This window comes from Pantoea sp. UBA5923 (assembly GCF_002431095.1).
Classification (GTDB): domain Bacteria; phylum Pseudomonadota; class Gammaproteobacteria; order Enterobacterales; family Enterobacteriaceae; genus Pantoea; species Pantoea piersonii.
Genome location: NZ_DJDN01000078.1, coordinates 93,537 through 119,696 on the forward strand (window position 1 = coordinate 93,537; position 26,160 = coordinate 119,696).

Below are 26,160 nucleotides of genomic sequence, written 5' to 3' on the forward strand. Positions count from 1 at the left end.
ACAACATATGCACTTCGTCGATCAGATAGACCTTAAAGCGGCCCCGCGCGGGCGCATACTGCACGTTGTCCAGCAGATCGCGCGTATCTTCGACTTTCGTGCGCGACGCAGCGTCGATCTCAATCAGATCGACGAAGCGGCCCTGTTCAATCTCGCGACAGTTGTCGCACTGGCCGCATGGCGTGGCGGTGATGCCGGTTTCGCAGTTAAGTCCCTTCGCCAGCAGGCGCGCAATGGTGGTTTTACCTACGCCGCGCGTGCCGGAAAAGAGATAAGCATGATGGAGACGTCCCAGTGACAGTCCATTCGCCAGCGCGGTCAGGACATGTTCCTGACCGACAACGTCAGCAAATGCCTGGGGACGCCATTTTCGCGCAAGTACCTGATAGCTCATGTGGATTCGATCACTGGATGTGGTTGGAAAGATGAGCGCAGACGCGCTGCAACCCCTGTATATCGTTGCAGTAGTTTAACAGCGACGGCGGGCATTGCCTATCACTTGCTGGCCTCGCACACGGCGAGGCCATCGTCACTTAGTGACCCGGGAAGTTGACCAGGCTGTAGCAGTTGATGCCCAGCGCTTTCAGGCGGGATTCGCCGGTCAGATCGAAGAGGTTGATCACAAAGGCTGCGTCTTTAACTTCACCGCCCGCGCGGCGGATCAGCTTGACCGTGGCTTCGATAGTGCCGCCAGTCGCCAGCAGATCGTCCACCACCAGCACCACGTCGCCAGGCTTAATGGCGTCTTTGTGCAGTTCGAGGGCATCGGTGCCATATTCCAGCTCATAGGATTCGCTGAACGTTTCGCGCGGCAGTTTGCCAGGCTTACGCACCGGCACGAAGCCGACGCCTAACGCCAGGGCGACAGGTGCGCCAAACAAGAAGCCGCGCGCTTCGGTTCCGACGACTTTAGTAATGCCCTGATCGCGGTAGCGCTCAACAAACAGCGCAATAGTCGCGGCGTAGGCTTTAGGATCTTCCAGCAGGCTGGTGACGTCGCGGAAAAGGATCCCCGGTTTCGGGTAATCCGGAATGCTTTTGATGCTCTCTTTAATGAATTCAAGCTGCTGCGCAGTTGCGGTCATAATGTTACGCCTGGTAAAAACTTTATATCGCGCAGCTTCCATAGCGTCAGATTCCAAAATGAATCAGACGCAGAGAGTAAAAAAAGGGAAGCCACGCACGAAGATGCCCAAATCTAAGCAAATGGTCGGCTAAATGCAACCTTATCGCGGTGGCGCGCGATCGTCGGGCGATTCCGCCGTCACAGGAATACGCCACATCATCAGCAGCAAAATGCAGAGCATTACGCCAAGAAAAACGCGCACCCACAGAATTTTCACTATCCAGAGCGACACGCCGAAGGTCACCAGCATTAGTGCAACGGCGCGCCCTTTCGCGCCCGGCGGCATAGCGCGGTGCTGCTGCCAGTGGCGCAGATAGCGGCCGAACGGCGAACGCCACAGCAGCCAGTGATGAAAACGCGGCGAGGAGCGAGCGAAACACCAGGCGGCCAGCAGCACAAATGGCGTGGTCGGTAATAATGGTAATACAATGCCCAGCGCGCCGAGTATGATGGCCAGCCAGCCGAGAGTCAGAAGTAAAATACGTTGCATAGCGTTGCCTGGATCCTTTGCCTCCGCGCTACGTTAGCACAGATAAGGAAAAGATGATGACGGACGCCACCACACAACAGCGTCTCACCGCCTGCCTGGCGGCGCTTAAGGCGCAGATCGCCCGTCACCCCGACGGACGCTGCCGCACGCCGCGCTTCGACAGACAGCTGTTTATCACCACCGGCACGCGGCTGGCCGATTATCTGCAGGAGATCGAACGTAATCTGCAGCTGCTCTGCGCCTCTGCGAATGCGCAAGAGCGCGCCTGGCTGGCGGAAAAGCTGGTGAATCAAATCGCCGCCCTGCAGCGCGAAGCCAGCACGCAGCAGCTGCGCCCGCGCCGTGAAAGGCCCGTCGCGTCGCTGCGCCAGCAGAAGCTGGAAGAGTACCGCGAATATGAAAGGCGACTACAGGCGATGATCGACCAGCGCGAACAGCGACTGGCGCTGGCGGAGAGCCTGGCGACGCAGCAGCAGCTCAAACAGGATCTTGAGGTGCTGGAAGGCCGCATGGCGCGCTGTCGTCAGGCGATTCATGCGGTGAGCTGGGCGCTTTCGCTGCGCGGCGACGCCATCTGACGCCTATACTTAGCGCCACCTGTTCAGGAGCCTGAAATGGGAATCGTAGCCTGGATTATCACTGGCGTGGTCGCGGGCTGGCTAAAGCGGCGGTTTTTCCCCGGTCGGCCCGGCGGTCTCGCCGCCACGCTGGTGCTGGCGGTTATCGGCGCGCTAGTCGGCGGCTATATCGCCAGCTACTTTGGTCTTGGCTCGCTGGCGACGCTTCACCCTGCCGCGCTCGGTATCGCGCTGGCCGGCGCGTTAGCGATGATGCTGGTCGCAGCGAAATTGCGCATATGAGGAGCCACAATGTCACTGGAAAACGCCCCTGACGAAATAAAACTGGCGGTAGATTTGATTCAGCTGCTGGAAGAGAACCAGCTGCCAGCCGACACCGTGCTGGCGGCGCTGGCGATTGTACAGCGCGACTTTGAGAAGAAGCGCGCCGCAGAGCAGCAGGCCTAATGCGAAGCCGTTAACGTTGGGCTCAGGCGCAGCATATCGATAAACGACTCGACAATTTGCGGCGCGGTCGCAGCCAGGTCGAAACTCTCTGGCGTAAACAGCCAGCTCTCCATCATGCCGTTGACGTAGCCCCGCAGCAGCAGCGCCGCCTGGCGGGTATTGAGTGTGACGGGTAGTTGTCCTGCCTCAATACACTCTTTCAAAACGTCTTCTATTTTGTCATAACATTCCGACAGCAAACTTTGCTGCATGATTTGCAGCGCAGCCATTTCGCCGACGAATTCGCACTTATGGAAAATGATCTCCATCAGCGCGCGGCGTTGCGGATCCTTTGCTGTCGCTTCAAAGATATAGATCAGCATTGCGCGTAAGACGGAAAGTGGATCGCCGGGGTATTTTGTCTGATACTCAAGTTCCACATCATCAAGCCCAGCGTCGGTGCGCAGCCAGATCTCGTGTAACACATCGGCTTTATTTTTAAAGTGCCAGTAGATCGCGCCCCGCGTCACGCCAGCCGCTGCCGCAATATCCGCAAGAGAAGTGGCGGAAACGCCCTGGCAGGAGAAGAGTGCAAGGGCGGCATCAAGAATTTGGTGACGCGTTTCAAGCGCTTGGGCTTTGGTTTTTCGTGCCATAGGGAGCTTTTTTTACAAACTGGCAAGTTTACATACATTTGTGAATGTATGTACCATAGCACGACCCGGGTTTTAGCGCAGCAATGGGTTTATCGGTTTGTGATCCATTGATCAATTGATATCGGACACTAGAGGTTTATTTATGAATAAAAACAGAGGATTAGCGCCTCTGGCGGCCGTCCTGATGCTTTCAGGCAGCTTTGTGTTAACAGGATGTGATGATAATAAATCCCAGCAAGCCGCCCAGCAACATCCGCCGGAAGTGGGCGTTGTCACCCTTAAAAGCGAACCCCTGAAGATCACCACCGAGCTGCCGGGTCGTACCTCCGCCTATCGCGTGGCTGAAGTGCGCCCTCAGGTTTCCGGTATCATTCTGAAACGTAACTTTGTGGAAGGCAGCGACATCAAAGCGGGCGAATCGCTTTATCAGATCGATCCTGCAACCTATCAGGCGAGCTACGACAGCGCAAAAGGCGATCTGGCGCAGGCTGAAGCCAACGCGCGCATCGCGCAGTTAACGGTTAACCGTTACAAGCCGCTGCTCGGTACCAAATATATCAGCCAGCAGGATTACGATAACGCCGTTGCTACCGCCGCGCAGAACGCCGCCGCAGTGCAGGTCGCCAAGGCGAATGTCGAAACCGCCCGCATTAACCTTGCCTACACTAAAGTAACCTCGCCTATTAGCGGCCGTATCGGCAAATCGTCCGTGACCGAAGGCGCGCTGGTGCAGAGTGCGCAGACCACCGCGCTGGCCACTGTGCAGCAGCTCGACCCGATGTATGTCGATGTAACCCAGTCCAGCGACGAGTTTATGCGTCTGCGTGCAGAACTGGAGTCTGGCCAGCTGAAGCAGGTCGACGGCAAGGCCAGCGTAACCCTGCTGATGCAGGACGGCAGCGAATCGCCGCAGAAAGGCACGCTGGAGTTCTCTGACGTAACGGTTGACGAGACCACCGGTTCTATCACTCTGCGCGCCATCGTGCCGAACCCGGATCACCGTCTGCTGCCGGGCATGTTCGTCCGCGCGCGTCTGGAAGAAGGTACCAACCCGAATGCGCTGCTGGTTCCACAGCAGGCTGTAGCGCGCACCCCGACCGGTCAGGCGACCGTGATGGTGGTTGGCGCGGACAACAAGGTTGAGGTACGCAATGTCAACGCCGCGCAGGCGATCGGTGACAAATGGCTGGTGACCTCTGGCTTGAAAGAGGGTGAACGCGTCATCAGCGTCGGCACTCAGCGCGCGAAGCCAGGCGCCCAGGTGACGCCGCAGGAAGTCTCTGCCGAGCAAAAATCTGACGCGAATGCGCAATCTCAGACCCAGTCTGAAAAATCTTCGTCTTAACAGGAGCCGTTGATACATGGCTAAGTTCTTTATCGATCGCCCCATCTTTGCGTGGGTAATCGCCATCATCGTGATGCTGGCGGGTGCGCTATCGATTCTCAAACTGCCGATCGAGCAATATCCCAACGTTGCTCCGCCGGCCGTACAGATTCGTGCCGCTTATCCAGGCGCGGATGCGAAAACGCTTCAGGATTCCGTGACGCAGGTTATCGAACAGAATATGAACGGTATTGATGGGCTGATGTACTTCTCATCAAACAGTGATTCTTCCGGTAACCTGCAGCTGACCCTGAGCTTCGAATCCGGCACCGATCCCGATATCGCGCAGGTCCAGGTGCAGAACAAACTGCAGCTGGCGATGCCGCTGCTGCCGCAGGAAGTGCAGCAGCAGGGTATTCAGGTGCAGAAATCCTCCAGCAGCTTCCTGATGGTGGCGGGTTTCGTCAGCGATAACGGCTCCATGACGCAGAACGATATCGCAGACTTCGTCGCATCGAATATCAAGGACCCCATTAGCCGTACCTCCGGCGTGGGCGATACCCAGATCTTCGGTGCGCAGTATGCGATGCGTATCTGGATGGACCCGGCCAAGCTGAATAACTACCAGCTGACGCCAGTTGACGTCATTAGCGCCATCAACACGCAGAACGCCCAGGTAGCGGCGGGTCAGCTGGGCGGCGCGCCTGCCGCGCCAAATCAGCAGCTTAACGCCTCGATCATTGCGCAGACGCGTCTTACCTCTACCGACGAATTCGGCAAAATTCTGCTGAAGGTTAATACCGACGGTTCGCAGGTGCGCCTGCGCGACGTGGCGAAAATCGAGCTGGGCGGCGAGAACTACGAGGTCGTTGCGCGCTTTAACGGCAAACCGGCATCCGGTATCGGTATCAAACTGGCGACCGGCGCCAACGCGCTGGATACCGCTAACGCGGTGAAGGCGGAGCTGGGCAAGCTGCAGTCCACCTTCCCGGCCGGCCTGAAAGTCGTTTACCCTTATGACACCACGCCGTTCGTTAAAATCTCGATCTTCGAAGTCGTTAAGACCCTGTTTGAAGCGATCGTGCTGGTATTCCTGGTCATGTATCTCTTCCTGCAGAACTTCCGCGCGACGCTGATTCCAACTATCGCGGTGCCGGTGGTGCTGCTCGGCACCTTTGCCATCATCAATGCCTTCGGCTACTCGATAAACACGCTGACGATGTTCGGTATGGTGCTCGCCATCGGCCTGCTGGTGGATGACGCCATCGTGGTGGTAGAGAACGTCGAGCGCGTAATGGGCGAAGAGGGTCTGCCGCCGAAAGAGGCGACGCGCCGCTCGATGGAGCAGATTCAGGGCGCGCTGGTCGGTATCGCGCTGGTGCTGTCAGCGGTATTTATCCCGATGGCCTTCTTCGGCGGGTCAACCGGCGTTATCTATCGTCAGTTCTCCATCACCATCGTCTCCGCTATGGCGCTTTCGGTGCTGGTGGCGTTGATCCTGACGCCCGCGCTCTGCGCCACCCTGCTGAAGCCGATCCAGAAAGGCGAGCATGGCAAAACCAAAGGTTTCTTCGGCTGGTTTAACCGCCTGTTCGACAAGAGCACCAACCATTACGTCGACAGCGTAGGTCATATCGTGCGCAGCACCGGCCGTTATCTGGTGATCTATCTGGTGATCGTTGTGGGTATGGCCTATCTGTTCCTGCGCCTCCCCTCTTCGTTCCTGCCGGAAGAAGATCAGGGTCTGCTGCTTGCTCAGGCGCAGCTGCCTGCGGGCGCGACGCAAGAGCGTACGCAGAAGGTGCTGGATCAGGTGACGGATTACTTCCTGAATAAAGAGAAGGACAGCGTGCAGTCGGTGTTTACCGTTAACGGCTTCGGCTTCTCCGGCCGCGGTCAGAACACCGGTATCGCCTTCGTCAGTCTGAAACCCTGGGATGAACGCAGCAGCAGCAATCTGAAGGTACCGGCTATCGCCGGCCGCGCCATGGCGGCGCTGGGCCAGATTAAAGATGCAATGGTGTTCCCATTCAACCTGCCGGCGATTATCGAACTGGGTAACGCCACCGGCTTCGACTTTGAACTGATCGACCAGAATAACCTCGGCCATGAAAAACTGACCGAAGCGCGTAATCAGCTGCTGGGTATGGTGGCGCAGCACGCCGATACGCTGGTAGGCGTGCGTCCTAACGGTCTGGAAGATACGCCGCAGTACAAGCTGACTGTCGATCAGGAAAAAGCGCAGGCGCTGGGCGTGTCGCTCTCTGATATCAATACTACGCTGGGTGCGGCCTGGGGCGGCTCTTACGTTAATGACTTTATCGATCGCGGTCGCGTGAAGAAGGTCTACGTAATGGGTCAGGCCAAAGACCGTATGCTGCCTGACGACATCAGCAAGTGGTACGTGCGCAACAGCAGCGGCAATATGGTTCCCTTCTCCGCCTTCTCGTCGGCGAAGTGGCAGTATGGTTCGCCGCGTCTGGAACGCTATAACGGTCTGCCGTCAATGGAGATTCTGGGCCAGGCTGCGCCAGGTAAAAGCTCCGGCGACGCCATGAACCTGATGGAACAGCTGGCGGCGAAACTGCCTGCGGGCATCGGGTATGACTGGACCGGCATGTCCTATCAGGAACGACTCTCCGGCAACCAGGCTCCTGCGCTCTATGCCATCTCGCTGATTGTGGTCTTCCTCTGTCTGGCAGCGCTTTATGAGAGCTGGTCAATTCCGTTCTCGGTAATGCTGGTGGTGCCGCTCGGTGTTATCGGCGCGCTGATCTTTACCACGCTGCGCGGACTGAGCAACGACGTTTACTTTGTGGTGGGTCTGCTGACCACCGTCGGCCTGTCGGCGAAGAACGCCATTCTGATTGTCGAATTCGCCAAGGATTTGATGGAGAAAGAGGGCAAAGGTCTGGTAGAAGCGACGCTGGAGGCGTGCCGTATGCGTCTGCGTCCTATCCTGATGACCTCGCTGGCCTTTATTCTCGGCGTGTTGCCGCTGGCGATCAGCACCGGCGCGGGTTCCGGCGCGCAGAACGCCGTCGGTACCGGCGTAATGGGCGGTATGGTCACGGCGACCGCGCTGGCGATCTTCTTCGTTCCGGTGTTCTTCGTGGTGGTACGTCGCCGCTTCAGCAAGAACAAATCGGAGCTGGAAAAAGGTCACCCGACCGAACAAAGCCATCAGCACTAATCTTTTGCTGACTCACAAAAGGCCGCGCAAGCGGCCTTTTTTATTGGCTGCCTGCCCGCTTTCCTTTCACTCTTCCCGTTCAGGCATTAATCAGAGTTGCATTCAGGATGGATGAGCGCCATAATAATGTTACTTTATAACATAACATTTGGAGGCGTTATGAAACCGAATATCCATCCTGCTTACCGCCCGGTCGTGTTCCATGACACTACCGTCGATCAATATTTCAAAATCGGCTCCACCATTAAAACGGAGCGCACCATCGAGTTTGAAGGCGAAACCCTGCCCTATGTGACGCTGGATGTCTCTTCCGCTTCCCATGTCTATTACACCGGCAAGCAGAAAGACTTTGCCAAAGAAGGCAGCGCCGCGCGTTTCAATCAGCGCTTCGGTCGCTTTCTTAAGAAATAGGAGCATTACAGATGCAGGTACTAAGTTCGCTGGCGTCGGCAAAGAAGCGCCACAAGGATTGCAAGATCGTGCGGCGTCATGGACGTGTGTTTGTGATTTGCAAATCGAACCCGCGCTTTAAAGCGGTACAGGGAAGAAAGAAAAAACGTTAGGATGTGTCGTGATAGCTGGCCGGGGAACTCCCCGGCCTTTTTTATTTCATGCTGCGGATCATGGCATCTACGTTATGCCGGAACGCCGCGACATAGGTCGGCGCCGGGCCGGAGGACTGCGAAAGCGCTTCCGGATAGAGTTCGCCACCCGGCTGCGCGCCCGTTGCGCTGGCAATCTGCTTCACCAGGCGCGGGTCGGTCTGATTCTCAATAAAGTAGCTGTGGATATGCTCGGCCTGTAGCTGCTTTATCAGGCCCCCCACCTCGCTGGCGCTGGCCTCCGCTTCGGTAGAAAAGCCCACCGGCGCAAGAAAGGTTACGCCGTAGCGCTGGCCGAAGTAGCCAAAGGCATCGTGGCTGGTCAGCACCTTGCGCTTCGCCGCCGGTACCGTCGCGAAGGATGTTTTCGCCCAGCTGTCCAGCGCCTGCAGCTTCTGAATATAGTTTTCGCCGCTGCGTCGAATAGCATCAGCATCTTGCGGGTCAGCTTTAATCAAGGCGTTCATTACGTTGGTGGCGTAGATAACGCCGTTATACATGCTGTTCCATGCATGCGGGTCGGTAACGGTTTTGCCCTCTTCCTCCATGCTGCGCGTTGAAACGCCGCGCGAGGCGACCACCGGTTCGCCTTTATAGCCAGAGGCGCTGACCAGACGATCCATCCAGCCTTCAAGGCCAAGGCCGCTGACGAATACGATATCTGCTTTAGCCAGCGCCTGGCTGTCCTGCGGCGTAGGCTCAAAGGTGTGTGGATCGCCATTTGGCCCCACCAGCGATTTCACACTGACATGCTCGCCGCCGACCTGCTTCACAATGTCTGCCAGTACGGTAAAGCTCGCGACGGCATTAACGGTTTTCGCCATGGATAACGGGCTAATCAGCAGCGCGCCAATCGCCAGACTTAATGGTAACTTTTTCATAAATACCCCTGTTTAATGGCGGCGCAAAATGCCGCCGCATGGCCCTGCCAGAATGGAAAGGAAAAAGATCAGCGCGGCGCTCAGCACCACCGCCGGCCCCGCCGGCAGCGAATAGCGCCAGGAGAGAATCAGCCCGATAACGGCTGCGGCTATCGCCAGCGCCATAGCGACGGCCAGCATCCATGCCAGATGCCGGCTCCAGAACCGCGCGCTGGCAGCGGGCAGCATCATCAGCCCGACCGACATCAGCGTGCCGAGTACCTGAAAGCCCGCCACCAGATTCAGCACCACCAGCATCAGAAAAAGCCCGTGAACTAGCGGCGCACTCCATTTGCCCTGAGCGCGCAGAAAATCGGGATCGAAAGCGTCAATCACCAGCGGTCGGTAAATAACCGCAAGCATCAGCAGGGTAAAGGCGGCGATGCCCCCTACCAGCAGCAGCGCCGGGTTATCCACCGCCAGCAGCGAACCGAACAAGACGTGCAGCAGATCGACGCTGGAGCCGCGCAGCGACACCAGCGTGACGCCAAGCGCCAGCGAGCCCAGGTAGAATCCGGCAAAGCTGGCGTCCTCTTTCAGCGGCGTAAAGCGACTGACCGCGCCAGAGAGCAGCGCGACCGCCAGACCGGCGATCAGCCCGCCTACGCCCATCGCTACCAGCGATAAACCGGAAATCAGGTAGCCGATAGCCGCACCGGGCAAAACCGCGTGAGAAAGCGCATCGCCAATCAGGCTCATGCGACGCAGCGACAAAAAGACGCCGAGCGGTGTAGCGCTGACGGCCAGCGCCACGCAGGCGATCAGCGCGCGGCGCATAAAGCCGAATTCAATAAAAGGCTGAATCAGCGTCATGACGCCAGGCTCCGTAACGCGACTGACGCCTTAGCGACCGATCGGCTTGAATCAACGTCCATTGACAGCACGTCGCTGAAATAGCGCTCGACCAGCGGACGATCGTGCAATACCACCAGCAGCGTTGTGCCCGCCTGCTGCTGCCGTTGCAGGATCGACATCAGCAGCGTCACCGTTTTGTTATCAATACCGTTAAAAGGTTCGTCCAGCAGCCACAGCGGGCTGCGCTGCATCAGCAGCCGGGCAAAGAGCACGCGCTGCAGCTGACCGCCTGACAGCGTGGCGGGCTGTGCCTCGGCAAACTCGCGCATCTGCACCGCCTCCAGCGCCTCGTCGATCTCGCGCCGCATGGCGCGATTGATGCCGCCGAACCAGCCACAGCGCGGCCAGCAGCCCATCGACACCAGTTCGAAAACCGTTATGGGAAAGCGCGTTTCCAGCTCGCTGCGCTGCGGCATCCAGCCGATGGCTTTGCGGGGAAGCTGCAGTTCGCACCTTCCGGCCACCGGTTTAATGAGTCCGGCAATGGTTTTCAGCAGCGTAGATTTACCGCTGCCGTTGGCGCCGATCAGCGCCGTCATACTTCCAGACGTTAATTCAGCATTAACGATCGGCGTCACCGCCCTGTTCTGATAACCCGCCTGAAGTTGAATAAAACGCATCACGAAGCGATTCCCCACACGATTGCCAGCGCCAGCAGAGCGATAGTCATCAACGCGACGGCTAACCTTTCTCCCAGCGAAAGCAGCATTCCACTCTGATTCATCACACAGCCTATATGTTATAACATAACAATACTCTATCGTATCTCTGTGCCGCTGCGCGTAAGGAATATGTTTCAAAAGGTATCAACGATCTCAGACGTGCTGACGATATGCCCCGCCATTTATCTGATTCAATGAGAAAAAAAGGTTTGCGAATAATAACAATAGGTTTTGTCATTAACAGATGAGTTGCAAAGAGGTTGCACAAGCCTAATGATCGGTTTATCACTCTACTGAACCGGTAAACGTTATGTCACTGCAGCTTGAAAGCAATATCAACCCGGATAACCCAGACGTCCCAGAATTAAAGGCGTTTATCCAACGGAATATTCCCAAAATAGCGCAACCCCTGGCAGGCGATCTGCAATGGTATTCACCACACGCTCAGTTAGTTCCTGAGAGTTTTAAAATAAAGTCTGTTGAAAAGTTAGCCAGCAATCGTTTTAAAATGCTTTATCAATTCGATGGACATATATTTAGTCCTTGTCTGGATTTAAATGAGACATTTACCAGGGAAGAACAGGTTATGTTTCATGTTTTTCCCGGCAGACTTGAGTTTGAGTTGATTGACAACCAGCAACCTTCGCCCGCTGACGAATTGTAATATTTGGTAATTGAGGTGAGCAAAACTAATGATTGTGACTTATATTTAATGTAACCCTAGCTCTGACCGCTATTCATAATCGCTTCCTGGCCGCTTAACCTTAACTCGCCGCATTGCGGTATCCGTGCAAGCTATGGAGGGGAAAAAGATGGACGAGTACTCACCGAAACGGCATGATATTGCCCAGCTTAAATTCCTGTGTGAGAACCTGTTTGATGAAAGTATGGCGACGCTGACCGACAGTCATCACGGCTGGGTTAACGACCCGACTTCCGAGAACAATTTACAGCTTAATGATTTGATTGAGCACATTGCTTCTTTCACGATGAATTACAAAATAAAGCATGCTGAAGATGAAGATCTGATAACGCAAATCGACGACTATCTTGACGATACCTTTATGCTATTCACTAATTACGGTATCAATGCGCAAGATTTGAATCGGTGGCAGCGTTCTGCCCGGCGCTTATTTAATCTTTTTAGCGAAGAGTGCGCTTACCTTCAGCAACCCAGTCACTCCATTTAGGTAAACATGAGACCGGTTTATTTATGAACGATAAAACTCTGACTAAAACTGATTATTTGATGCGGCTGAGACGCTGCCGCTCGATCGATACGCTTGAACGCGTAATTGAAAAGAATAAGTATGAATTATCCGATGACGAACTGGCGGTATTCTACTCTGCCGCCGATCATCGTCTGGCTGAACTGACGATGAATAAACTTTACGACAAAGTGCCTGGCTCAGTATGGAAGTTCGTGCGTTAACACACTGTTTTTCCTTTCCCTTTGCTACAACCAACCCGTTTTGTTCTGAATAAATCTTTAACTGGCCATGGAGTGGCGGTTATAAGAGACGTATGAGGATTTTCCGAGGGAGAAAATGGTGGAGGCTCTGCCAGCCACATCCCGGCACACGCGTCGCCTGCTGCGGCTGCTTCCTTCCGGACCTGACCGAGTTCACAAGTTAGCATTGCGGGAGGACCAACAGAGCCTCCATTGATAAGCCCTCTTTCGAAGGCGGGGGCATTATCAGGGAAGCCCCCGGCAATTGCAAGCGCCGTCCGGGTGACCGTTGTTTTCTTGAACAATGGGTGCCGCCTGCGCGCGCGCCGCTATGCTAAAGTAGCGTTTTACGCCTACCGGAACGACGTTATGGATCCGCAAGAGAGTTTTCAGCAGCGTATATGGCATATTGTCGCCGCTATTCCGCAAGGAAAAGTCGCTACCTATGGCGATATTGCGCGTCTGGCGGGTTCGCCGCGCGCTGCGCGCCAGGTTGGCGGCGTATTGCGTCGTTTGCCGCAAGGCACGCAGCTGCCGTGGCATCGCGTAATTAATCGCCACGGCGCTATTTCACTACAGGGCGACGATCTGCTTCGGCAGCGCGATGCGCTGGCGGCCGAAGGCATTGAGATAAGCGACGATGGGCATATCGCGCTGGAACAGTATCGCTGGCAACCCTGACAGCGGGGCTATACGCCCCGCTCTCATCAGATTACAGGCTGGTCGGTGCAGGTACGGAAGAAGACGGCGTCACCTGCGTGGGAGAGGTTGACGGCACCGTAGTGGCCGCGCCCGGTTGTGTCGGCAGCGCCGTTTGCGGTACCGGCACCAGCAGCAGTTCCGCTTTGGTTCCGCCCTGGTTAATTACCGGCTTAACGGAATCGGTAATAAATGCCAGCTTGCCGTCAATAGTGATGGCCGCACTCAGCAAAATACGCGCGTTGGGCTGGATATCAGCAGGATTAAACGGCAGCACGAAGTTAAACGGCGCCTGCTTGCCCCGCGTGTGTACCGCGCGCTGCGAAAGCACTTTCGACGGCGCATTCGCCATCGTGGCATCAGAGAGCGTAACCGTCAGCACCGCGTCTGGCGGTAGCGCGACGCGCTGACGAATATAGACTGACCCGCTCACATTTGGCTGCGCAATCGCCGCCTGCTGTCCTGCTGCGCTTGCGCCCAGCGTCGGCACCGGTACAGATTTGCTGTGATCGGCACAACCTGCGGCGGCTGCAATTAACGTAATACCACTTACCACTTGCCAGAGTTTCATTGATGTCGTCTCCATCTGATCACTATGATTATCGGCTGCGAATTTATCGACTGGGATTTCATTCGCCTTATAGGGTTAATCCTGGCATAAAATCCAGATATTTCCTGTCGGTGCCTGATGCACTCTTTGATTGACGTTAACTGGTCGGATCTTTCACACTGAGCCGGTTAACTTTGTGAGGATTGCACTATGAGCCAGGCGCTGGAAAATCTGCTGAATTTATTAAATCTGGAAAAGCTGGAAGAGGGCCTCTTTCGCGGCCAGAGCGAAGACTTAGGACTGCGTCAGGTCTTTGGCGGTCAGGTGGTCGGCCAGGCGCTCTACGCGGCGAAACAGACGGTGCCGGAAGAGCGTATTATCCACTCTTTCCACAGCTACTTCTTACGGCCGGGCGACAGCAAGAAAAGCATTATTTACGACGTAGAAACGCTGCGCGATGGCAAAAGCTTCAGCGCGCGGCGCGTCAGTGCGATTCAGAACGGTCAGCCTATTTTCTATATGACCGCCTCTTTTCAGGCGCCGGAGAGCGGTTTCGAGCATCAGAATGAGATGCCCGCGGTACCCGGCCCGGAAACGCTGGTGTCGGAGCAGGATCTGGCGCAAAAGATGGCGCATCTGCTGCCAGAAAAGGTGCGTGAAAAATTTATTGCCGAGCGCCCGCTGGAGATTCGGCCGGTGCAAATCCACAATCCGCTTAAAGGCCGCGTCGACGAGCCGGTGCGTCAGGTCTGGATCCGCGCCAACGGCGGCTTGCCTGCTGATCTGCGCATCCATCAGTATCTGCTGGGCTACGCCTCCGATTTAAACTTCCTGCCGGTGGCGCTTCAGCCGCACGGCAAGGGCTTTCTTGAGCCAGATATGCAGGTCGCCACTATCGATCATTCGATGTGGTTTCATCGCCCGTTTAACTTCAGCGACTGGCTGCTCTATAGCGTGGTAAGCACCTCCGCCTCCGGCGCGCGCGGTTTTGTGCGCGGCGAGTTCTATAACCAACAGGGGGTGCTGGTCGCCTCGACGGTGCAGGAAGGGGTGATGCGCCAGCGCAGCGAATAACTTATTCGGGCGCTGAAAAACGCAGCGGGCTGGCCCGGCGACGGGCAAAAAATAAGGGGCGAATAGTCGCCCCTTGTCATTTTATAGTATGTTGCGCACTGCTCTTCTTTGCCCCGGCTTACTGGTTGTAAGCGTTTTCGCCGTGGCTGTTTACATCGAGACCTTCGCGCTCCTGCTCTTCCGGCACGCGCAGACCCACGATCATATCCGCCAGCTTAAAGCCGATAAAGGCGACCACCGCAGACCAGACGATAGTAATGGCGACGCTGTAGAGCTGCACCCATACCTGATGTCCCATGGTGACCCCTTCCGCATACCCAACGCCGCCCAGCGAAGAGGAGGCGAATACGCCGGTCAGAATACAGCCAATGATGCCGCACACGCCGTGTACGCCGAAGACGTCACAGGGATCGTCCACGCGCAGCATTTTCTTCAGCGAGGTTACGCCCCACAGCCCTGCCAGACCGCCCACCAGGCCGATAATCAACGCCCCGCCGACGCCTACATAGCCACAGGCTGGGGTAATGGCGACCAGACCGGCGATAAAGCCTGAACAGGCGCCCAGCAGTGAGGGTTTGCCGCGCACCGCCCACTCGCCGAAGGTCCAGGAGAGCACCGCGCCTGCGGTCGCTACTACGGTGTTCAGGAAAGCCAGCGCGGCGATCTCGTTAGCGGCAGAGGCCGAACCGGCGTTAAAGCCAAACCAGCCCACGTAAAGGATCGCCGTACCAGTAAAGACCATCGGCAGGTTATGCGGTTTAAATGCCTCTTTGCCGAAGCCTGCGCGCTTGCCTACCAGATAGGCGCCCACCAGACCGGCGATAGCGGCGTTAATATGCACGACCGTACCGCCCGCAAAGTCCAGCGCGCCATCCTGCGCCAGGAAGCCGCCCGCCCAGACCATATGTGCAATAGGCAGATAAGCCAGAGTGACCCAGACGCCGACAAAAATCAGTACGGCGGAGAAGCGAATACGCTCGGCGATAGCGCCAACGATCAGTCCCACGGTAATGCAGGCGAACGACGCCTGAAATGCGACGTGGATATACTGATAGAAGGTACCCATAACCGCCTTCAGCTCGATGTTTTTCAACATCGCCCACTGGAAGCTGCCGAAAAAGGCGTTGCCTTCGCTGAACGCCAGCGAATAGCCATACACAATCCACAGCACGCAGACTAACGCAAAGGTCACTGCGACCTGCGTCAGCATAGAGAGGACGTTTTTGCCGCGGATCAGGCCGCCGTAAAAGAGTGCGATCCCTGGAACCGTCATAAACAGCACCAGCGCGGTGCAAATCATCATAAACGCGTTGTCGGCCTTATCTGCAACCGCCGGCGCGGGCGCAGCCATCGCCAGCGAGGGCAACAGGGCCAGGCTGATGAGGCCCAACAAGGTGAGTGCTTTATTCATTTTTTTCCATCCCATCAGATTACGTAGCCGAAATCAGAGCGCAGCTTCGTCGGTTTCACCGGTGCGAATACGAATAACGCGCTGAAGCTCAGCGACAAAAATTTTGCCATCACCGATCTTGCCGGTGTAGGCCGCTTTGCTGATCACATCCACCACTTCGTCGAGCTGGTCGTCGGCAATGGCGACATCAATCTTGACCTTGGGCAGAAAGTTCACGCTGTATTCAGCGCCGCGATAAAGCTCTGCATGGCCCTTCTGACGTCCAAATCCTTTAACCTCAGATACGGTCAGCCCCTGAATGCCGATAGAGGAGAGTGCTTCGCGCACATCCTCCAGTTTGAATGGTTTGATGACTACGGTAACCAGCTTCATTACATCCCCTCCGGGTAGTAGACAAGTGAGTCGCCTCAGACGTGCAGAGACAGAAGCAAAGGCTGTGCCAGGAATGAAAAAGCGCGCGCAGTGCGCCCTGAATGCAGCGCAGCATGGCTTAACGCGGCAGGAAAAAAGAACCGGAGAAGAAAAGCGAAGCGGGATAGCGACAGGGTTGCACTTCTTTGGTGCTTCGGGCCTCAAAGAAGTGCAGCGATACGGAACATTCTGATAAATGCGCGCAAAAAAGGTGCAATTTACTCGACGGAGGCGACGGCTGTGCCCGACACCAGTTCATCGCCCGCCTGCTGTAGCTGGTACATTTGCCAGTATCGCCCCTGACGCGCCAGCAGCCCGGCGTGATCGCCCTGCTCCACCACCTGACCGCGATGCAGCACCAGAATGGTATCGGCCTCGGTAATGGTCGACAGACGATGGGCGATGACCACCAGCGTGGTGTGCTGGCGCAGCGCGCTCAGGGTCTGCTGAATCGCCTGCTCGGTGCCGGAGTCGATATTGGCGGTCGCCTCGTCGAGAATAAGGATCTGCGGCATCTCCACCAGCACGCGCGCCAGCGCCAGCAGTTGCTTCTGCCCCACCGACAGATTATTGCCCTGCTCGCCTAAACGCGTATGAATGCCGTCAGGCATATCGCGTGCCAGCGAGGCGAGCTGCACCTGCTCCAGCGCCTGCCAGACCGCCTCTTCGCTGATATCGCGGCCGAGGCGCACGTTAGCCAGCAAGCTGTCTGCCAGCACCACAGGATCCTGCTGCACCATAGCAATACCGCGACGCAGGGTCCGGTGGCTGAGCTGGCTGACGGGACGATCATCCAGTCTTATTTCACCGCGTGTCGCCGGGTAATAACCCATTAAAAGGCTGGCGAGAGTACTTTTTCCGCTGCCGGTATGTCCTACCAGCGCGACAAAGCTGCGCGCCGGCACTTCAAGGTTGATATCGCTCAGCACGTCGCGATCGGCGCGATAGGCGAAGCTCAGATGACGCAGCGAGATACGGCCTGAGCTCAGCGGACGATCGTCATCGCCGTAATGCTGCTGCGTCGCGTCCATCAGCTCGAAAATGCGCTCGCCCGACACCACCGCCTGCTGCAGCATTGACTGCTGCGTCGTCAGTTCGATCAGCGGTTCGTTGAGACGGCCAAGGTAGGTAATAAAGGCATAGAGCACGCCGACCTCAAATATGCCCGGCGAGGAGAAGCTGAACAGCATCAGCAGACCGCAGAGGATCAGCGCGGAAAAGAGGCTAAGCAGCGGGCGCAGCAGAAAACCGTCCAGCCGCAGCGTCTGCATACGCGCCAGATAGTGCGAACGACTGGCTTCGTTCATGCGCTCGCCGAAGCGCGCCTGCTGACGAAACTGCTGGATCACGCTCATGCCGTTGATCACTTCGTTAAAACCGTTATTGATATCTGCCAGATAGCTGCGTACGCGGCGCGCAATCGGCGTGCTGTAGCGCTGGTAAATCAACATCACCGTCAGCACCAGCGGGAAGATTACCATTGCCACCAGCGCCATGCGCCAGTCAAGGCTGAACATCGCCACCATCATCGCGCCGATCAGCGCTGCGCTGCGCAGTACCGTCGCCACCACGGTAACGTAGAGATCTTTAATCACCTCGGTGTCGTTGGTAACGCGTGAAATAATCTGCCCGACCGGCTGGGTATCGAAGGCGCTGAGCGGCTGACGCAGCGCCGCGTCCATAACGTCGCTGCGCAGCCGCTGTACCACGCCGATCGCCGCGCGGTTGAACAGCAAAGCCTGAAAATAGTGCAGTCCTGCCGCCAGCAGCTGCAGCAGAATAAAACTCACCACCAGCCCGGCAACGATGCCCCAGGGCATCCGGTGTTTCGCCACCAGGTTGTCGATAAAATAGCTGACCAGCACAGGGCCGGTCACCTCGGCCGCGGCGGCGATCCAGAGCATGCCGACCGCGAGGCCCAGCGACCGGCGCCACGGTTTACCATAGGCAAGCAGCCGCTTCAGCGTCGGCCATAAGCGTTTAGACTTCGCCATCGGGCGCTCCTTTTGCTGATTCATCCTCATCCAGCGCCGCCTCAAGCTGCTGATAGCGATACATATCGCGATACCATCCCGGCTGCGCCGCCAGCGCATCGTGATCCCCGCGCTGGGCGACCGCGCCCTGTTGCAGCACCAGAATTTCACTCGCCTCCGCCAGCGCCGACAGACGATGCGCGCTGATGATCAGGGTGCGGCCCTGCCCCCAGCGGCGCAGGTTATGCAGGATGTCATGTTCGGTACGGCCATCGACCGCCGACAGGGCATCGTCGAGGATCAGGATCTCCGCGTCGAGCAACAGCGCGCGCGCGATAGAGATACGCTGCTTCTGGCCGCCGGAAAGCATTACGCCGCGCTCGCCCACTTCGGTATCGTACCCCTGCGGCAGTCGCAAAATATCCTCGTGCACGCAGGCCAGCTTCGCCGCGCGCTCTATCTCTTCCTGACTGGCTTCGGGCCTGCCCAGCGCGATATTGCTAGCCACGCTGTCGGAGAAGAGGAACGGCGTCTGGCTGACCACCGCCAGGCGGCTGCGCCAGCTGTCGATGCGCAGCTGCGTCAGCGGAATGTTGTGATAGCGGATCTCACCCTGTTCAATATCGAAATGGCGCTGCAGCAGGCTGAGCAGCGTGCTTTTGCCGCTGCCGGTCGGGCCGCACAGGCCGAGCATCTGGCCAGGTTTCAGCTCAAAGCTGAGGTTGCGCAGCACCGGCGCGACGCTGGCCGGATAGCGAAACTCGCGGATCGCCGCCTTGAGTACGCCAGGGTTCGCAGGCGGAACCTGCTCGCCATCTTCCACGGCGGGCGCTTCCGCCAGCAGCGCGCCGATGCGGCTCCAGGCGGCGCTGCCGCGCTCGACAATATTAAACATCCACGCCAGCGCCAGCATCGGCCAGATCATCAGGCCAAGATACATAACAAAGCTGGTAAGCTGGCCAAGCGTCAGCCGATCGTGCCATACCATCCAGCTGCCGCCGCCGATCGCCAGCAGGTTCGAGAAGCCGATAGCGATATAGATGGTGGGGTCGAAGCGGGCATCGACGCGCGCCACGCGCAGGTTTTTCTCGCCGGTATCGCGGGCAATCGCGGAAAACTGTTCGGACTGGTGCGACTCCAGGCCAAAAGCCTTAATCATGCGGATGCTGGTCAGGCTCTCCTGGGTCTGATCGTTAAGGCTGGAAAAAGCCGCCTGCGCCAGCTTAAAGCGGTCGTGCAACTGGTTGCCGTAGCGATGAATAAACAGCGCCATAATCGGCATCGGCACCAGCGACAGCAGCGTCAGCTGCCAGCTAATCTGCAGGCTCATCACCAGCAGCACTACGCAGCCCATGACCAGCGAATCCACCAGCGTCAGCACCCCTTCACCGGCGGCAAAAACCACGCGATCCACATCATTAGTGGCGCGCGCGATAAGATCGCCGGTGCGATGGCGCAGATAAAAAGCCGGGTGCTGGCGGCTGAGCTGACGGTAAAAATCTTCGCGCAGTTCCACGGCAAGCTGGTAGGAGGCGCCGAACAACAGCACGCGCCAGACATAGCGCAGCAGATAGGTCGCCACGGCGGTAACCAGCATCACGCCGATCCACATCATAATGGTGCGCGCGCTCATGCTGCTATGCGTGACGCCATCGACGATAACGCCTACCAGATGCGGCGGCAGCAGCTGCAGGATAGCGATGATAATCAGAAGAGTGACCGCGCCCAGATAGCGTCGCCACTCGCGAATAAAATACCAACTTAACTGGCTGAATAATCGCACTACGCTCTTCTCTTTCTTTTGCCTCAGGGGGCAACGGGTAACGCCGTGGTGTATTTAATCTCCTCCATGGCGAAGCTGGAGGTGACATCAATCAGGCCCGGCACGCTGTTAACCAGACGCTTGTAGAATTCATCGTAACGTTTCATATCCGCCACCTGAATACGCAGCAGGTAGTCGTATTCGCCCGCCGTACGGTAGAACGCCAGCACCTCAGGCATCTCCTGCACCGCCGTGACGAAGCGCTGATACCATTCGCGACTGTGCTGCTGCGTTTTTACAAACATAAAGGCCGTAAGCGACAGGCCGAGCTTCTCCGCATCCAGCAGCGCGACGCGCGCGCGGATAATACCGTCATCCTCCAGCTTTTTCAGTCGCTTCCAGCACGGCGTGGTGGTGAGGTTAACGGCATCCGCCAGCGCCTGTAGCGACAGCGTGCAGTCCCGCTGTAGCAGATCCAGTAAATGACGGTCAGTTTTATCTAACATTTGTCTCTCCGGGAGAAAATTTTTCTCCATTGACGCCATTATAGCCGGAATAAAGCCAACTCTTTTTCCTGCCAGTGCCTTACAATCAGCGCATCTTTTTTGCCGGACTAGCATCATGAGTAACTGGACTCGCCACGCCATTAATGAGATCAACGCGGACTTTCAACGCTCTGCTGAAACTCACCTGATTCGCTTCCGCCTGGCGGATTATCCCGGCATCGCCTTCTATCTGAAAGATGAGAGCACCCATCCCAGCGGCAGCCTGAAACATCGCCTGGCGCGCTCGCTGTTTCTCTATGGGCTGGCGAACGGCTGGATTAAAGAGAACAGGCCGGTGATTGAGGCTTCATCCGGCAGCACGGCGGTGTCGGAAGCCTATTTCGCCCAGCTGCTCGGCCTGCCTTTTATCGCCGTGATGCCGGCGAGCACCGCGAAGCGCAAAATCGAACAGATCGCGTTCTACGGCGGTCAGTGTCATTTTGTCACCGATCCCTGCGAGCTTTACAGCGCCTCGATGCAGCTGGCGCGCGAGCTGAACGGCCATTTTATGGATCAGTTCACCTACGCCGAACGCGCCACCGACTGGCGCGGCAATAATAACATCGCCGAGAGTATTTTCCGTCAGATGGCGCTCGAACCCTTTCCGGTGCCGCACACGCTTATTATGGGCGCAGGAACCGGCGGCACCTCGGCGACTTTGGGACGCTATATCCGCTATCAGGGCTTTGCCACTCAACTGCTGGTGGTCGATCCTGAGCATTCGGTATTCTTTGATTACTGGCACAGCCGCGATGCGGCGCTGCGCAGCGCGCGCGGCAGCCAGATTGAAGGCATCGGCCGCCCGCGCGTCGAGCCCTCTTTTATGCCGGACGTGATTGACGAAATGATGAAGGTTCCTGACGGCGCGACGCTGGCGGCAATGCTGAAGCTGGCGCAGATTATCGGCCGCAAGCCTGGCGCCTCAACCGGCACCAACTTCTGGGGCATGATGCAGGTGGCGAAACGGATGCGCGCCAAAGGCGAACAGGGCGCGCTGGTAACGCTGATGTGTGACAGCGGCGAACGCTATCCCGACAGCTATTACGATGAAAGCTGGGTGGCGCGGCAGTTTGGTGATATCAGCGGCTGGCAGCGCGAGCTGGAATAAAATAGCGGACTCCCTGTCCGCTTCACTGTAATCCTCAGCATTCGGGGGAATACGCGAGGTGCGGCGTGGCCATCCAGTGATTTAAATAGTGAGACACCGCCTGTGTCTCGCAATGGCCGATAACCGGCAAATGGGGCAGCGCGGATTTGAGCTGACTCATGGCGTTGCCCATAACAAAACCTTTGCCCACCAGCGACAGCATTTCGCGGTCGTTCATGGCGTCGCCGAAGGCCATGCACTCCGCCAGCGTCAGCGAGAGATGCTGGCATAACATCGCCAGCGCGCTGCCTTTGTTGCAGTTGAGCGGCAAAACCTCCAGGCAATCCAGCGCCGAAAAACAGATATGCGCGCGGTCGCCGATCGCCGCATCCAGCTGCGTTTTCAGCTGGCAAAGCGCGTCATGATTATCGACAAAGCAAATCTTGGTGACTTCATGCGCGGGAAAGCTTTTCAGGTCGCGCAGCTGATAGCCAAAGCCGCTCATTGAGTGCGCCTGCAGCAGCTGCGGCACAGGCACGTCGGTAAACCAGCCCTCATCATTGAAAACGTGTACCGTCGCAGCGCTCTCCCAGCGGCTGTGCAGCACCTCTTCCGCTACCGAAGGCGAGAGATCGCTGGCAAACAGCACCTTACCCTCCAGATCGTGAACGCGCGTGCCGTTGCCGGTAATCAGCCATGCGGGCAGCGTGATGCGCTGGCGCAGGATCTGCATCTCCAGCAGGTGACGTCCGGTGGCGAACGCCAGATGCACGTCACGCTGATGCAGCGCCAGCAGGCTGGCGAGCGTCTGCTGACCCAACTGGTGGCTGGGCAGCAGCAGCGTGCCGTCCATATCGAATGCGGCTAGTCGCGCCATGGCTCTCTCCCGTTAATAAGTCAGAAGAGACTATCACCTGGTAATCCCGGAACTAATAGTGAATACTTTTCGAAAACTGTTCCGGGTTTCCTATGCGCCAGCTTAATCGCCTTAACCAGTTCCAGCGCCTGTGGCAGCACAGCCAGGGCTTGCCCCAGCAAACCTGCGTGGCCGAGATGGCCAGCCGCTGCTTTTGCAGCGATCGCCATCTGCGCACCCTGCTGTCGCAGTGGCAGCATGCGGGCTGGCTGCGCTGGCAGGGCGAATCAGGGCGCGGCAAGCTTGGCTTGCTGACCTTTCTGCGCACGCCGGAGCAGCTGCGACAGCAGCTGTTGCAGACGCAACTGCAGGCGGGCAACGCCGCAGAAGCGCTGCAGGTGCTGGATATGGCGCCGGAGCGGCTGATGAGCCTGCTGCGTCCGCTAATGGGCGGTCAGTGGCAAAACGACGCGCCGGTGCTGCGCATCCCCTACTACCGCCCGCTGGAGTCGGTCGCGCCGCTGCAAATCAGCGGGCGCGCCGAGCAGCATCTGGCGCGCCAGCTCTTTTCCGGCGTGACGCGTTTTGAAGCGGATGAGCCGGTAGGCGATCTGGCCCACCACTGGCAGCACGCCGATGAGGGACGCGTCTGGCTTTTCTGGCTGCGTCCTCGGCTGTTCTGGCATAACGACGAGCCGCTCCAGGCCGCGCAGCTGGTCGAGCAGTTTCAGCGCATCCTGCAGGACGAACGCGCGCGGCGCCTGCTGGCGGATGTTGAAAGCGTAGACGCGCCGCACCCGCTGGCGCTGCGTTTTCAGCTGAGCAGCAGCGATTACTGGCTGCCCTACCGGCTGGCGCATCAGCTCTGCCTGTTGCCGCATCCGCAGCAGCCGCGCCTTGGCAGCGGCCCCTGGAAGCTGGCGCACTTTACGCCGGAGCTGGTACGTATTGAGAGTCACGCGCGCTGGCACCTGCAGTTGCCGCTGATGCAGGCGGTGGAGTACTGGATTACGCCGACGCTGTTCGATCGCGCGCTAGGCACCAGCTGTCGTCATCCGGTGCAGATCGCCATCGGCGACGCGGCGGATCTGGCGTCGCTGCGTCCGGTCAGTCGCAGCATTAGCCTGGGCTTTTGTTATCTTGCCTGTCGTCCGCGCGCGGGCTTCAGCCCGGCGCAGGCGCGTCGTCTGTTCCGTCTGCTGCAGCAAAGCGGCATCGTTGCGCAGCTGCCGCTGGAAGAGGGATTGATTACGCCAAGCAAAGAGCTGCTGCCGGGCTGGCCGGTGCCGCCTGTTGAAGATGAAGCGCCGGATCTGCCGCCGCGTCTGACCCTGCACTACCAGCTGCCGGTGGAGCTGCATGAGATGGCGCAGGCGCTGCGTCAGCTGTTGCTGGCGGAAGGCTGTGAGCTGACCATTATCTTTCACGACGTCAAAAGCTGGCGACGCTTTGAGGATCTGGAGCAGGCCGATCTGGTTATGGGTGATCGGCTGATTGGCGACGCGCCGATCTTTACCCTGGCGAGCTGGCTGGAGCTTGACCGATTGTGGCCCGCCGATATCAGCAGCCGCCTTCGGCAGGAACTTTTGTCGATACAGCAGCTGGCCGACGGCGATGCGCGCAGCGACGCGCTGCACCAGCTTTACCATCATCTGATGTGCGACGGCCTGTTGCTGCCGCTGTTCAACTACCGCTATCAAATCTTCGCGCCGCCTGGCGTAGAGGGCATTCAGCTTAATACTCTGGGCTGGTTCGATTTCAGCCGCGCCTGGGTTCCCCCGCCGCTGGCGATGTGAAGTATCGTTTCAGGCTGTTCAGCGGCCCGGAGAGTTATTACCATAGGCGCAAAATTTTCGACCAGGACAATATAATGAAACGAGCCGTAGTCGTGTTTAGCGGTGGACAAGACTCCACTACCTGCCTGATTCAGGCGCTGCAGCAGTATGACGAAGTGCACTGCGTCACGTTCGACTATGGTCAGCGTCACCGCGAAGAGATTGACGTTGCCCGCGCGCTGGCACTGAAGCTGGGCGCGCGCGCCCATAAAGTGCTCGACGTCACTCTGCTGAACGAGCTGGCGGTGAGCAGCCTGACCCGCGACAATATTCCGGTCCCCTCTTACGATCCCGCCGCCAGCGGCCTGCCAAGCACCTTTGTGCCGGGACGCAATATTCTGTTCCTGACCCTCGCCTCGGTTTACGCGTATCAGGTAGAGGCGGAGGCCGTCATTACCGGCGTGTGCGAAACCGATTTCTCCGGCTATCCCGACTGCCGCGATGAGTTTGTCAAAGCGCTGAACCATGCGGTTGCGCTGGGCATGGCGCGCGACGTGCGTTTTGAAACCCCGCTGATGTGGCTTAACAAAGCCGAGACCTGGGCGCTGGCCGATTACTGGCAGAGCCTGACGCTGGTACGTGAAGAGACGCTGACCTGCTATAACGGCGTGAAGGGCGACGGTTGCGGCGAATGCGCCGCCTGCCATCTGCGCGCTCGCGGTCTGAACGACTATCTCGCCGACCGCGACGGCGTGACGGCGGCGATGAAAAGCAAAAGCGGTTTAGCCTGAGGCTGCGCGCCGCGCGGTTAATCAGGCTGAGAAAGCCTCCAGCCGCGCGCGCAGTTCGCTCTCCAGCGCCACCGCTTTCTGCGTGCGCAGATCGATGCAGACAAAGGTAAGCGCTGCATCCGCCACCAGGGTCTCGCTGCCCTCCAGCATCACGCGCTGGGTGATAATGCCGCTTTTGCCGTTCAGCTGCGTGATTTCACTGTAAATAGCCAGAACGTCGCCCAGCACAGCCGGGCGACGGTAGTTGATATTAATGTTCACCACTACGAACGCCAGCTGCTGCTCTTGCAGCCAGGTAAACGCCCCGGCCTCCTCGAGCCACTGCCAGCGCGCCTCTTCGAGAAACTCCAGATAGCGCGCGTTGTTGACGTGCTGATACACATCAAGGTGGTAGCCGCGAACTTTAATAGTGGTCTGCATGCCTGACATCTCCTGTCGCAAAAGGGCTAAACTGGTATGACCTCTTTAGCGTAGCAAAACTCCTTTTGCAGTGCGGCAAAAGCGTCAGGGTTGCGCCTCAGCTCACAGTTTCAGCCGTTCAGCGTTCCGTTCAATCAGCGCATTGCCAATGCCCGGCACCTCTTTTAACTGTTCAATAGCGGTAAAGGGGCCGTACTGCTCGCGGTAGCTGACGATCGCCTGCGCCTTTTTCAGCCCCACGCCGTTCATCGCCGCCGACAGCTGTTCAGCTGTCGCCTCGTTGATGCTGATTTGCTCGATCTGTGGTCCGGCCGCCTGCGCGACCGGCGTTTCGGTTGCGGTTTCCGCCGCCATCAGGCCGGGATGATAAAGGGCACCGCCAAGCGCTAAGGTTAAGTAAAGTGCTGACAACATTGATTTAGACATGCTCTGTTTCTCCTTGTGTTTAACAGCAGGGAGAGCGTGACAGAGAGGGCGGGAAGCGGCAAAAGGCAATATCTACCTATGGAAAAGGCCGCGCAAGC

The 26,160-nt window shown here is 57.8% G+C and carries 31 protein-coding genes and 1 other RNA gene; 15 read left to right on the forward strand and 17 right to left on the reverse strand.

All coding sequences use genetic code 11. The features are described from left to right. The 3 genes from B3797_RS17750 to B3797_RS17760 form a co-directional block, all read right to left on the reverse strand. The coding region (locus B3797_RS17750) for an AAA family ATPase (protein ID WP_311791775.1) at positions 1–394 on the reverse strand (394 nt) is incomplete at its 3' end. Positions 395–533: 139 nt separating this feature from the next. Continuing rightward, positions 534–1,085 carry an adenine phosphoribosyltransferase gene (gene apt, locus B3797_RS17755; RefSeq protein WP_120451319.1) on the reverse strand — a complete coding sequence of 184 codons (552 nt, stop codon included), beginning with the start codon at positions 1,083–1,085 and terminating at the stop codon, positions 534–536. Positions 1,086–1,226: 141 nt separating this feature from the next. Further along, entirely contained in the window at positions 1,227–1,616 is a 390-nt protein-coding gene (locus tag B3797_RS17760; RefSeq protein ID WP_311791776.1) for a DUF454 family protein, read from the reverse strand. 56 nt (positions 1,617–1,672) lie between these two features. Here B3797_RS17760 and priC point away from each other — a divergent pair, with 56 nt between their 5' ends. Genes priC through rsmS form a run of 3 tightly spaced genes read left to right on the forward strand, consistent with a single transcriptional unit; the run spans position 1,673 to position 2,641 of the window. Beyond that, the gene (priC, locus tag B3797_RS17765) at positions 1,673–2,194 is read left to right on the forward strand and encodes a primosomal replication protein (RefSeq protein ID WP_311782066.1); all 522 of its coding nucleotides are present in this window, start codon (positions 1,673–1,675) and stop codon (positions 2,192–2,194) included. Positions 2,195–2,230: 36 nt separating this feature from the next. After that, positions 2,231–2,476 carry a hypothetical protein gene (locus B3797_RS17770; RefSeq protein ID WP_311782067.1) on the forward strand — a complete coding sequence of 82 codons (246 nt, stop codon included), beginning with the start codon at positions 2,231–2,233 and terminating at the stop codon, positions 2,474–2,476. Positions 2,477–2,485: 9 nt separating this feature from the next. Continuing rightward, entirely contained in the window at positions 2,486–2,641 is a 156-nt protein-coding gene (gene rsmS, locus B3797_RS17775) for a pleiotropic regulatory protein RsmS (protein ID WP_311782068.1), read from the forward strand. On the opposite strand, the gene acrR is transcribed toward rsmS, so the two are convergent. Next, positions 2,638–3,276, reverse strand: coding sequence for a multidrug efflux transporter transcriptional repressor AcrR (gene acrR, locus B3797_RS17780; protein WP_311782069.1), 639 nt, complete (start codon positions 3,274–3,276; stop codon positions 2,638–2,640). The genes rsmS and acrR overlap by 4 nt on opposite strands. 142 nt (positions 3,277–3,418) lie before the next feature. Here acrR and B3797_RS17785 point away from each other — a divergent pair, with 142 nt between their 5' ends. From B3797_RS17785 to ykgO, 4 genes are all read left to right on the forward strand, one after another. Further along, on the forward strand, positions 3,419–4,621 hold the full coding sequence (locus B3797_RS17785; protein WP_311791777.1) for an efflux RND transporter periplasmic adaptor subunit: 1,203 nt from the start codon (positions 3,419–3,421) through the stop codon (positions 4,619–4,621). A gap of 16 nt (positions 4,622–4,637) precedes the next feature. Continuing rightward, positions 4,638–7,793, forward strand: a complete 3,156-nt coding sequence (locus B3797_RS17790) for an efflux RND transporter permease subunit (RefSeq protein ID WP_311782071.1) — start codon at positions 4,638–4,640, stop codon at positions 7,791–7,793. Positions 7,794–7,952: 159 nt separating this feature from the next. Further along, the gene (locus tag B3797_RS17795) at positions 7,953–8,204 is read left to right on the forward strand and encodes a type B 50S ribosomal protein L31 (protein ID WP_311791778.1); all 252 of its coding nucleotides are present in this window, start codon (positions 7,953–7,955) and stop codon (positions 8,202–8,204) included. A gap of 11 nt (positions 8,205–8,215) precedes the next feature. Continuing rightward, on the forward strand, positions 8,216–8,356 hold the full coding sequence (ykgO, locus tag B3797_RS17800) for a type B 50S ribosomal protein L36 (protein ID WP_071997379.1): 141 nt from the start codon (positions 8,216–8,218) through the stop codon (positions 8,354–8,356). Positions 8,357–8,397: 41 nt separating this feature from the next. Here ykgO and B3797_RS17805 read toward each other — a convergent pair whose 3' ends face one another. The 3 genes from B3797_RS17805 to B3797_RS17815 are packed head-to-tail and all read right to left on the reverse strand — an operon-like array spanning position 8,398 to position 10,793. Continuing rightward, complete coding sequence (locus B3797_RS17805) at positions 8,398–9,276, reverse strand: metal ABC transporter substrate-binding protein (protein WP_311791779.1); 879 nt, start codon at positions 9,274–9,276, stop codon at positions 8,398–8,400. A gap of 12 nt (positions 9,277–9,288) precedes the next feature. After that, the gene (locus B3797_RS17810; RefSeq protein WP_311791780.1) at positions 9,289–10,128 is read right to left on the reverse strand and encodes a metal ABC transporter permease; all 840 of its coding nucleotides are present in this window, start codon (positions 10,126–10,128) and stop codon (positions 9,289–9,291) included. Then, a complete protein-coding gene (locus tag B3797_RS17815) occupies positions 10,125–10,793 on the reverse strand; it encodes an ABC transporter ATP-binding protein (RefSeq protein WP_311791781.1) in 669 nt (222 codons plus the stop codon). Before B3797_RS17815 ends, B3797_RS17810 begins: the two co-directional genes overlap by 4 nt. Before the next feature lie 349 nt (positions 10,794–11,142). Here B3797_RS17815 and B3797_RS17820 point away from each other — a divergent pair, with 349 nt between their 5' ends. The 3 genes from B3797_RS17820 to B3797_RS17830 all read left to right on the forward strand — a co-directional run bounded on the left by B3797_RS17820 (position 11,143) and on the right by B3797_RS17830 (position 12,264). After that, entirely contained in the window at positions 11,143–11,496 is a 354-nt protein-coding gene (locus tag B3797_RS17820; protein WP_311782076.1) for a hypothetical protein, read from the forward strand. A 148-nt stretch (positions 11,497–11,644) separates the two neighbouring features. Continuing rightward, positions 11,645–12,022, forward strand: coding sequence for an Hha toxicity modulator TomB (gene tomB / locus B3797_RS17825; RefSeq protein ID WP_120451306.1), 378 nt, complete (start codon positions 11,645–11,647; stop codon positions 12,020–12,022). Between the two features lie 23 nt (positions 12,023–12,045). Next, the gene (locus B3797_RS17830; RefSeq protein WP_120451305.1) at positions 12,046–12,264 is read left to right on the forward strand and encodes an HHA domain-containing protein; all 219 of its coding nucleotides are present in this window, start codon (positions 12,046–12,048) and stop codon (positions 12,262–12,264) included. Positions 12,265–12,389: 125 nt separating this feature from the next. Here the strand turns inward: B3797_RS17830 and ffs are convergent. Continuing rightward, positions 12,390–12,486, reverse strand: an RNA gene (ffs, locus tag B3797_RS17835) — signal recognition particle sRNA small type. Between the two features lie 165 nt (positions 12,487–12,651). On the opposite strand from ffs, the gene B3797_RS17840 reads away from it, so the two are divergent. Continuing rightward, on the forward strand, positions 12,652–12,963 hold the full coding sequence (locus B3797_RS17840) for an MGMT family protein (RefSeq protein ID WP_311782077.1): 312 nt from the start codon (positions 12,652–12,654) through the stop codon (positions 12,961–12,963). 31 nt (positions 12,964–12,994) lie between these two features. Here B3797_RS17840 and B3797_RS17845 read toward each other — a convergent pair whose 3' ends face one another. Beyond that, on the reverse strand, positions 12,995–13,552 hold the full coding sequence (locus B3797_RS17845) for a YbaY family lipoprotein (protein ID WP_311782078.1): 558 nt from the start codon (positions 13,550–13,552) through the stop codon (positions 12,995–12,997). Positions 13,553–13,741: 189 nt separating this feature from the next. Here B3797_RS17845 and tesB point away from each other — a divergent pair, with 189 nt between their 5' ends. Continuing rightward, complete coding sequence (gene tesB, locus B3797_RS17850; protein ID WP_311782079.1) at positions 13,742–14,605, forward strand: acyl-CoA thioesterase II; 864 nt, start codon at positions 13,742–13,744, stop codon at positions 14,603–14,605. Between the two features lie 118 nt (positions 14,606–14,723). Here tesB and amtB read toward each other — a convergent pair whose 3' ends face one another. The 5 genes from amtB to B3797_RS17875 all read right to left on the reverse strand — a co-directional run bounded on the left by amtB (position 14,724) and on the right by B3797_RS17875 (position 20,668). Further along, on the reverse strand, positions 14,724–16,016 hold the full coding sequence (amtB, locus tag B3797_RS17855) for an ammonium transporter AmtB (RefSeq protein ID WP_311791782.1): 1,293 nt from the start codon (positions 16,014–16,016) through the stop codon (positions 14,724–14,726). Positions 16,017–16,049: 33 nt separating this feature from the next. Continuing rightward, positions 16,050–16,388, reverse strand: a complete 339-nt coding sequence (glnK, locus tag B3797_RS17860) for a P-II family nitrogen regulator (RefSeq protein ID WP_033752690.1) — start codon at positions 16,386–16,388, stop codon at positions 16,050–16,052. A gap of 257 nt (positions 16,389–16,645) precedes the next feature. Further along, positions 16,646–18,421, reverse strand: a complete 1,776-nt coding sequence (locus tag B3797_RS17865; protein WP_311791783.1) for a SmdB family multidrug efflux ABC transporter permease/ATP-binding protein — start codon at positions 18,419–18,421, stop codon at positions 16,646–16,648. Then, positions 18,408–20,183 carry a SmdA family multidrug ABC transporter permease/ATP-binding protein gene (locus B3797_RS17870; protein ID WP_311782082.1) on the reverse strand — a complete coding sequence of 592 codons (1,776 nt, stop codon included), beginning with the start codon at positions 20,181–20,183 and terminating at the stop codon, positions 18,408–18,410. The genes B3797_RS17865 and B3797_RS17870 overlap by 14 nt, the downstream gene beginning before the upstream one ends. Positions 20,184–20,206: 23 nt before the next feature. Continuing rightward, positions 20,207–20,668, reverse strand: a complete 462-nt coding sequence (locus B3797_RS17875; RefSeq protein WP_120451298.1) for an Lrp/AsnC family transcriptional regulator — start codon at positions 20,666–20,668, stop codon at positions 20,207–20,209. A gap of 115 nt (positions 20,669–20,783) precedes the next feature. Here B3797_RS17875 and B3797_RS17880 point away from each other — a divergent pair, with 115 nt between their 5' ends. Then, entirely contained in the window at positions 20,784–21,815 is a 1,032-nt protein-coding gene (locus B3797_RS17880) for a PLP-dependent cysteine synthase family protein (RefSeq protein ID WP_414693110.1), read from the forward strand. Positions 21,816–21,849: 34 nt separating this feature from the next. Here B3797_RS17880 and cof read toward each other — a convergent pair whose 3' ends face one another. Continuing rightward, positions 21,850–22,671 (reverse strand): HMP-PP phosphatase, encoded by an 822-nt coding sequence (cof, locus tag B3797_RS17885; RefSeq protein WP_311782083.1) that lies wholly within the window; start codon positions 22,669–22,671, stop codon positions 21,850–21,852. Positions 22,672–22,763: 92 nt separating this feature from the next. Here cof and B3797_RS17890 point away from each other — a divergent pair, with 92 nt between their 5' ends. Together B3797_RS17890 and queC are read left to right on the forward strand one after the other, a co-directional pair. Further along, positions 22,764–24,446 carry an SgrR family transcriptional regulator gene (locus tag B3797_RS17890; protein WP_311791784.1) on the forward strand — a complete coding sequence of 561 codons (1,683 nt, stop codon included), beginning with the start codon at positions 22,764–22,766 and terminating at the stop codon, positions 24,444–24,446. 74 nt (positions 24,447–24,520) lie between these two features. Then, on the forward strand, positions 24,521–25,216 hold the full coding sequence (gene queC, locus B3797_RS17895; protein WP_311791785.1) for a 7-cyano-7-deazaguanine synthase QueC: 696 nt from the start codon (positions 24,521–24,523) through the stop codon (positions 25,214–25,216). A gap of 21 nt (positions 25,217–25,237) precedes the next feature. Here queC and B3797_RS17900 read toward each other — a convergent pair whose 3' ends face one another. Both B3797_RS17900 and B3797_RS17905 read right to left on the reverse strand, forming a co-directional pair. Then, positions 25,238–25,636: a YbgC/FadM family acyl-CoA thioesterase gene (locus tag B3797_RS17900; protein WP_311791786.1), complete on the reverse strand. Its 399-nt coding sequence runs from the start codon at positions 25,634–25,636 to the stop codon at positions 25,238–25,240. Positions 25,637–25,738: 102 nt separating this feature from the next. Further along, a complete protein-coding gene (locus B3797_RS17905) occupies positions 25,739–26,062 on the reverse strand; it encodes a ComEA family DNA-binding protein (protein WP_311791787.1) in 324 nt (107 codons plus the stop codon). Between the last annotated feature and the right edge of the window lie 98 nt (positions 26,063–26,160).

Bases quoted from the DNA above. Each gene is read 5' to 3' on its own strand.
- apt (WP_120451319.1), bottom strand. From the start codon at position 1,085: ATGACCGCAACTGCGCAGCAGCTTGAATTCATTAAAGAGAGCATCAAA.
- B3797_RS17760 (WP_311791776.1), bottom strand. From the start codon at position 1,616: ATGCAACGTATTTTACTTCTGACTCTCGGCTGGCTGGCCATCATACTC.
- priC (WP_311782066.1), top strand. From the start codon at position 1,673: ATGACGGACGCCACCACACAACAGCGTCTCACCGCCTGCCTGGCGGCG.
- B3797_RS17770 (WP_311782067.1), top strand. From the start codon at position 2,231: ATGGGAATCGTAGCCTGGATTATCACTGGCGTGGTCGCGGGCTGGCTA.
- rsmS (WP_311782068.1), top strand. From the start codon at position 2,486: ATGTCACTGGAAAACGCCCCTGACGAAATAAAACTGGCGGTAGATTTG.
- acrR (WP_311782069.1), bottom strand. From the start codon at position 3,276: ATGGCACGAAAAACCAAAGCCCAAGCGCTTGAAACGCGTCACCAAATT.
- B3797_RS17785 (WP_311791777.1), top strand. From the start codon at position 3,419: ATGAATAAAAACAGAGGATTAGCGCCTCTGGCGGCCGTCCTGATGCTT.
- B3797_RS17790 (WP_311782071.1), top strand. From the start codon at position 4,638: ATGGCTAAGTTCTTTATCGATCGCCCCATCTTTGCGTGGGTAATCGCC.
- B3797_RS17795 (WP_311791778.1), top strand. From the start codon at position 7,953: ATGAAACCGAATATCCATCCTGCTTACCGCCCGGTCGTGTTCCATGAC.
- ykgO (WP_071997379.1), top strand. From the start codon at position 8,216: ATGCAGGTACTAAGTTCGCTGGCGTCGGCAAAGAAGCGCCACAAGGAT.
- B3797_RS17805 (WP_311791779.1), bottom strand. From the start codon at position 9,276: ATGAAAAAGTTACCATTAAGTCTGGCGATTGGCGCGCTGCTGATTAGC.
- B3797_RS17810 (WP_311791780.1), bottom strand. From the start codon at position 10,128: ATGACGCTGATTCAGCCTTTTATTGAATTCGGCTTTATGCGCCGCGCG.
- B3797_RS17820 (WP_311782076.1), top strand. From the start codon at position 11,143: ATGTCACTGCAGCTTGAAAGCAATATCAACCCGGATAACCCAGACGTC.
- tomB (WP_120451306.1), top strand. From the start codon at position 11,645: ATGGACGAGTACTCACCGAAACGGCATGATATTGCCCAGCTTAAATTC.
- B3797_RS17830 (WP_120451305.1), top strand. From the start codon at position 12,046: ATGAACGATAAAACTCTGACTAAAACTGATTATTTGATGCGGCTGAGA.
- B3797_RS17840 (WP_311782077.1), top strand. From the start codon at position 12,652: ATGGATCCGCAAGAGAGTTTTCAGCAGCGTATATGGCATATTGTCGCC.
- B3797_RS17845 (WP_311782078.1), bottom strand. From the start codon at position 13,552: ATGAAACTCTGGCAAGTGGTAAGTGGTATTACGTTAATTGCAGCCGCC.
- tesB (WP_311782079.1), top strand. From the start codon at position 13,742: ATGAGCCAGGCGCTGGAAAATCTGCTGAATTTATTAAATCTGGAAAAG.
- amtB (WP_311791782.1), bottom strand. From the start codon at position 16,016: ATGAATAAAGCACTCACCTTGTTGGGCCTCATCAGCCTGGCCCTGTTG.
- glnK (WP_033752690.1), bottom strand. From the start codon at position 16,388: ATGAAGCTGGTTACCGTAGTCATCAAACCATTCAAACTGGAGGATGTG.
- B3797_RS17865 (WP_311791783.1), bottom strand. From the start codon at position 18,421: ATGGCGAAGTCTAAACGCTTATGGCCGACGCTGAAGCGGCTGCTTGCC.
- B3797_RS17875 (WP_120451298.1), bottom strand. From the start codon at position 20,668: ATGTTAGATAAAACTGACCGTCATTTACTGGATCTGCTACAGCGGGAC.
- B3797_RS17880 (WP_414693110.1), top strand. From the start codon at position 20,784: ATGAGTAACTGGACTCGCCACGCCATTAATGAGATCAACGCGGACTTT.
- cof (WP_311782083.1), bottom strand. From the start codon at position 22,671: ATGGCGCGACTAGCCGCATTCGATATGGACGGCACGCTGCTGCTGCCC.
- B3797_RS17890 (WP_311791784.1), top strand. From the start codon at position 22,764: ATGCGCCAGCTTAATCGCCTTAACCAGTTCCAGCGCCTGTGGCAGCAC.
- queC (WP_311791785.1), top strand. From the start codon at position 24,521: ATGAAACGAGCCGTAGTCGTGTTTAGCGGTGGACAAGACTCCACTACC.
- B3797_RS17900 (WP_311791786.1), bottom strand. From the start codon at position 25,636: ATGCAGACCACTATTAAAGTTCGCGGCTACCACCTTGATGTGTATCAG.
- B3797_RS17905 (WP_311791787.1), bottom strand. From the start codon at position 26,062: ATGTCTAAATCAATGTTGTCAGCACTTTACTTAACCTTAGCGCTTGGC.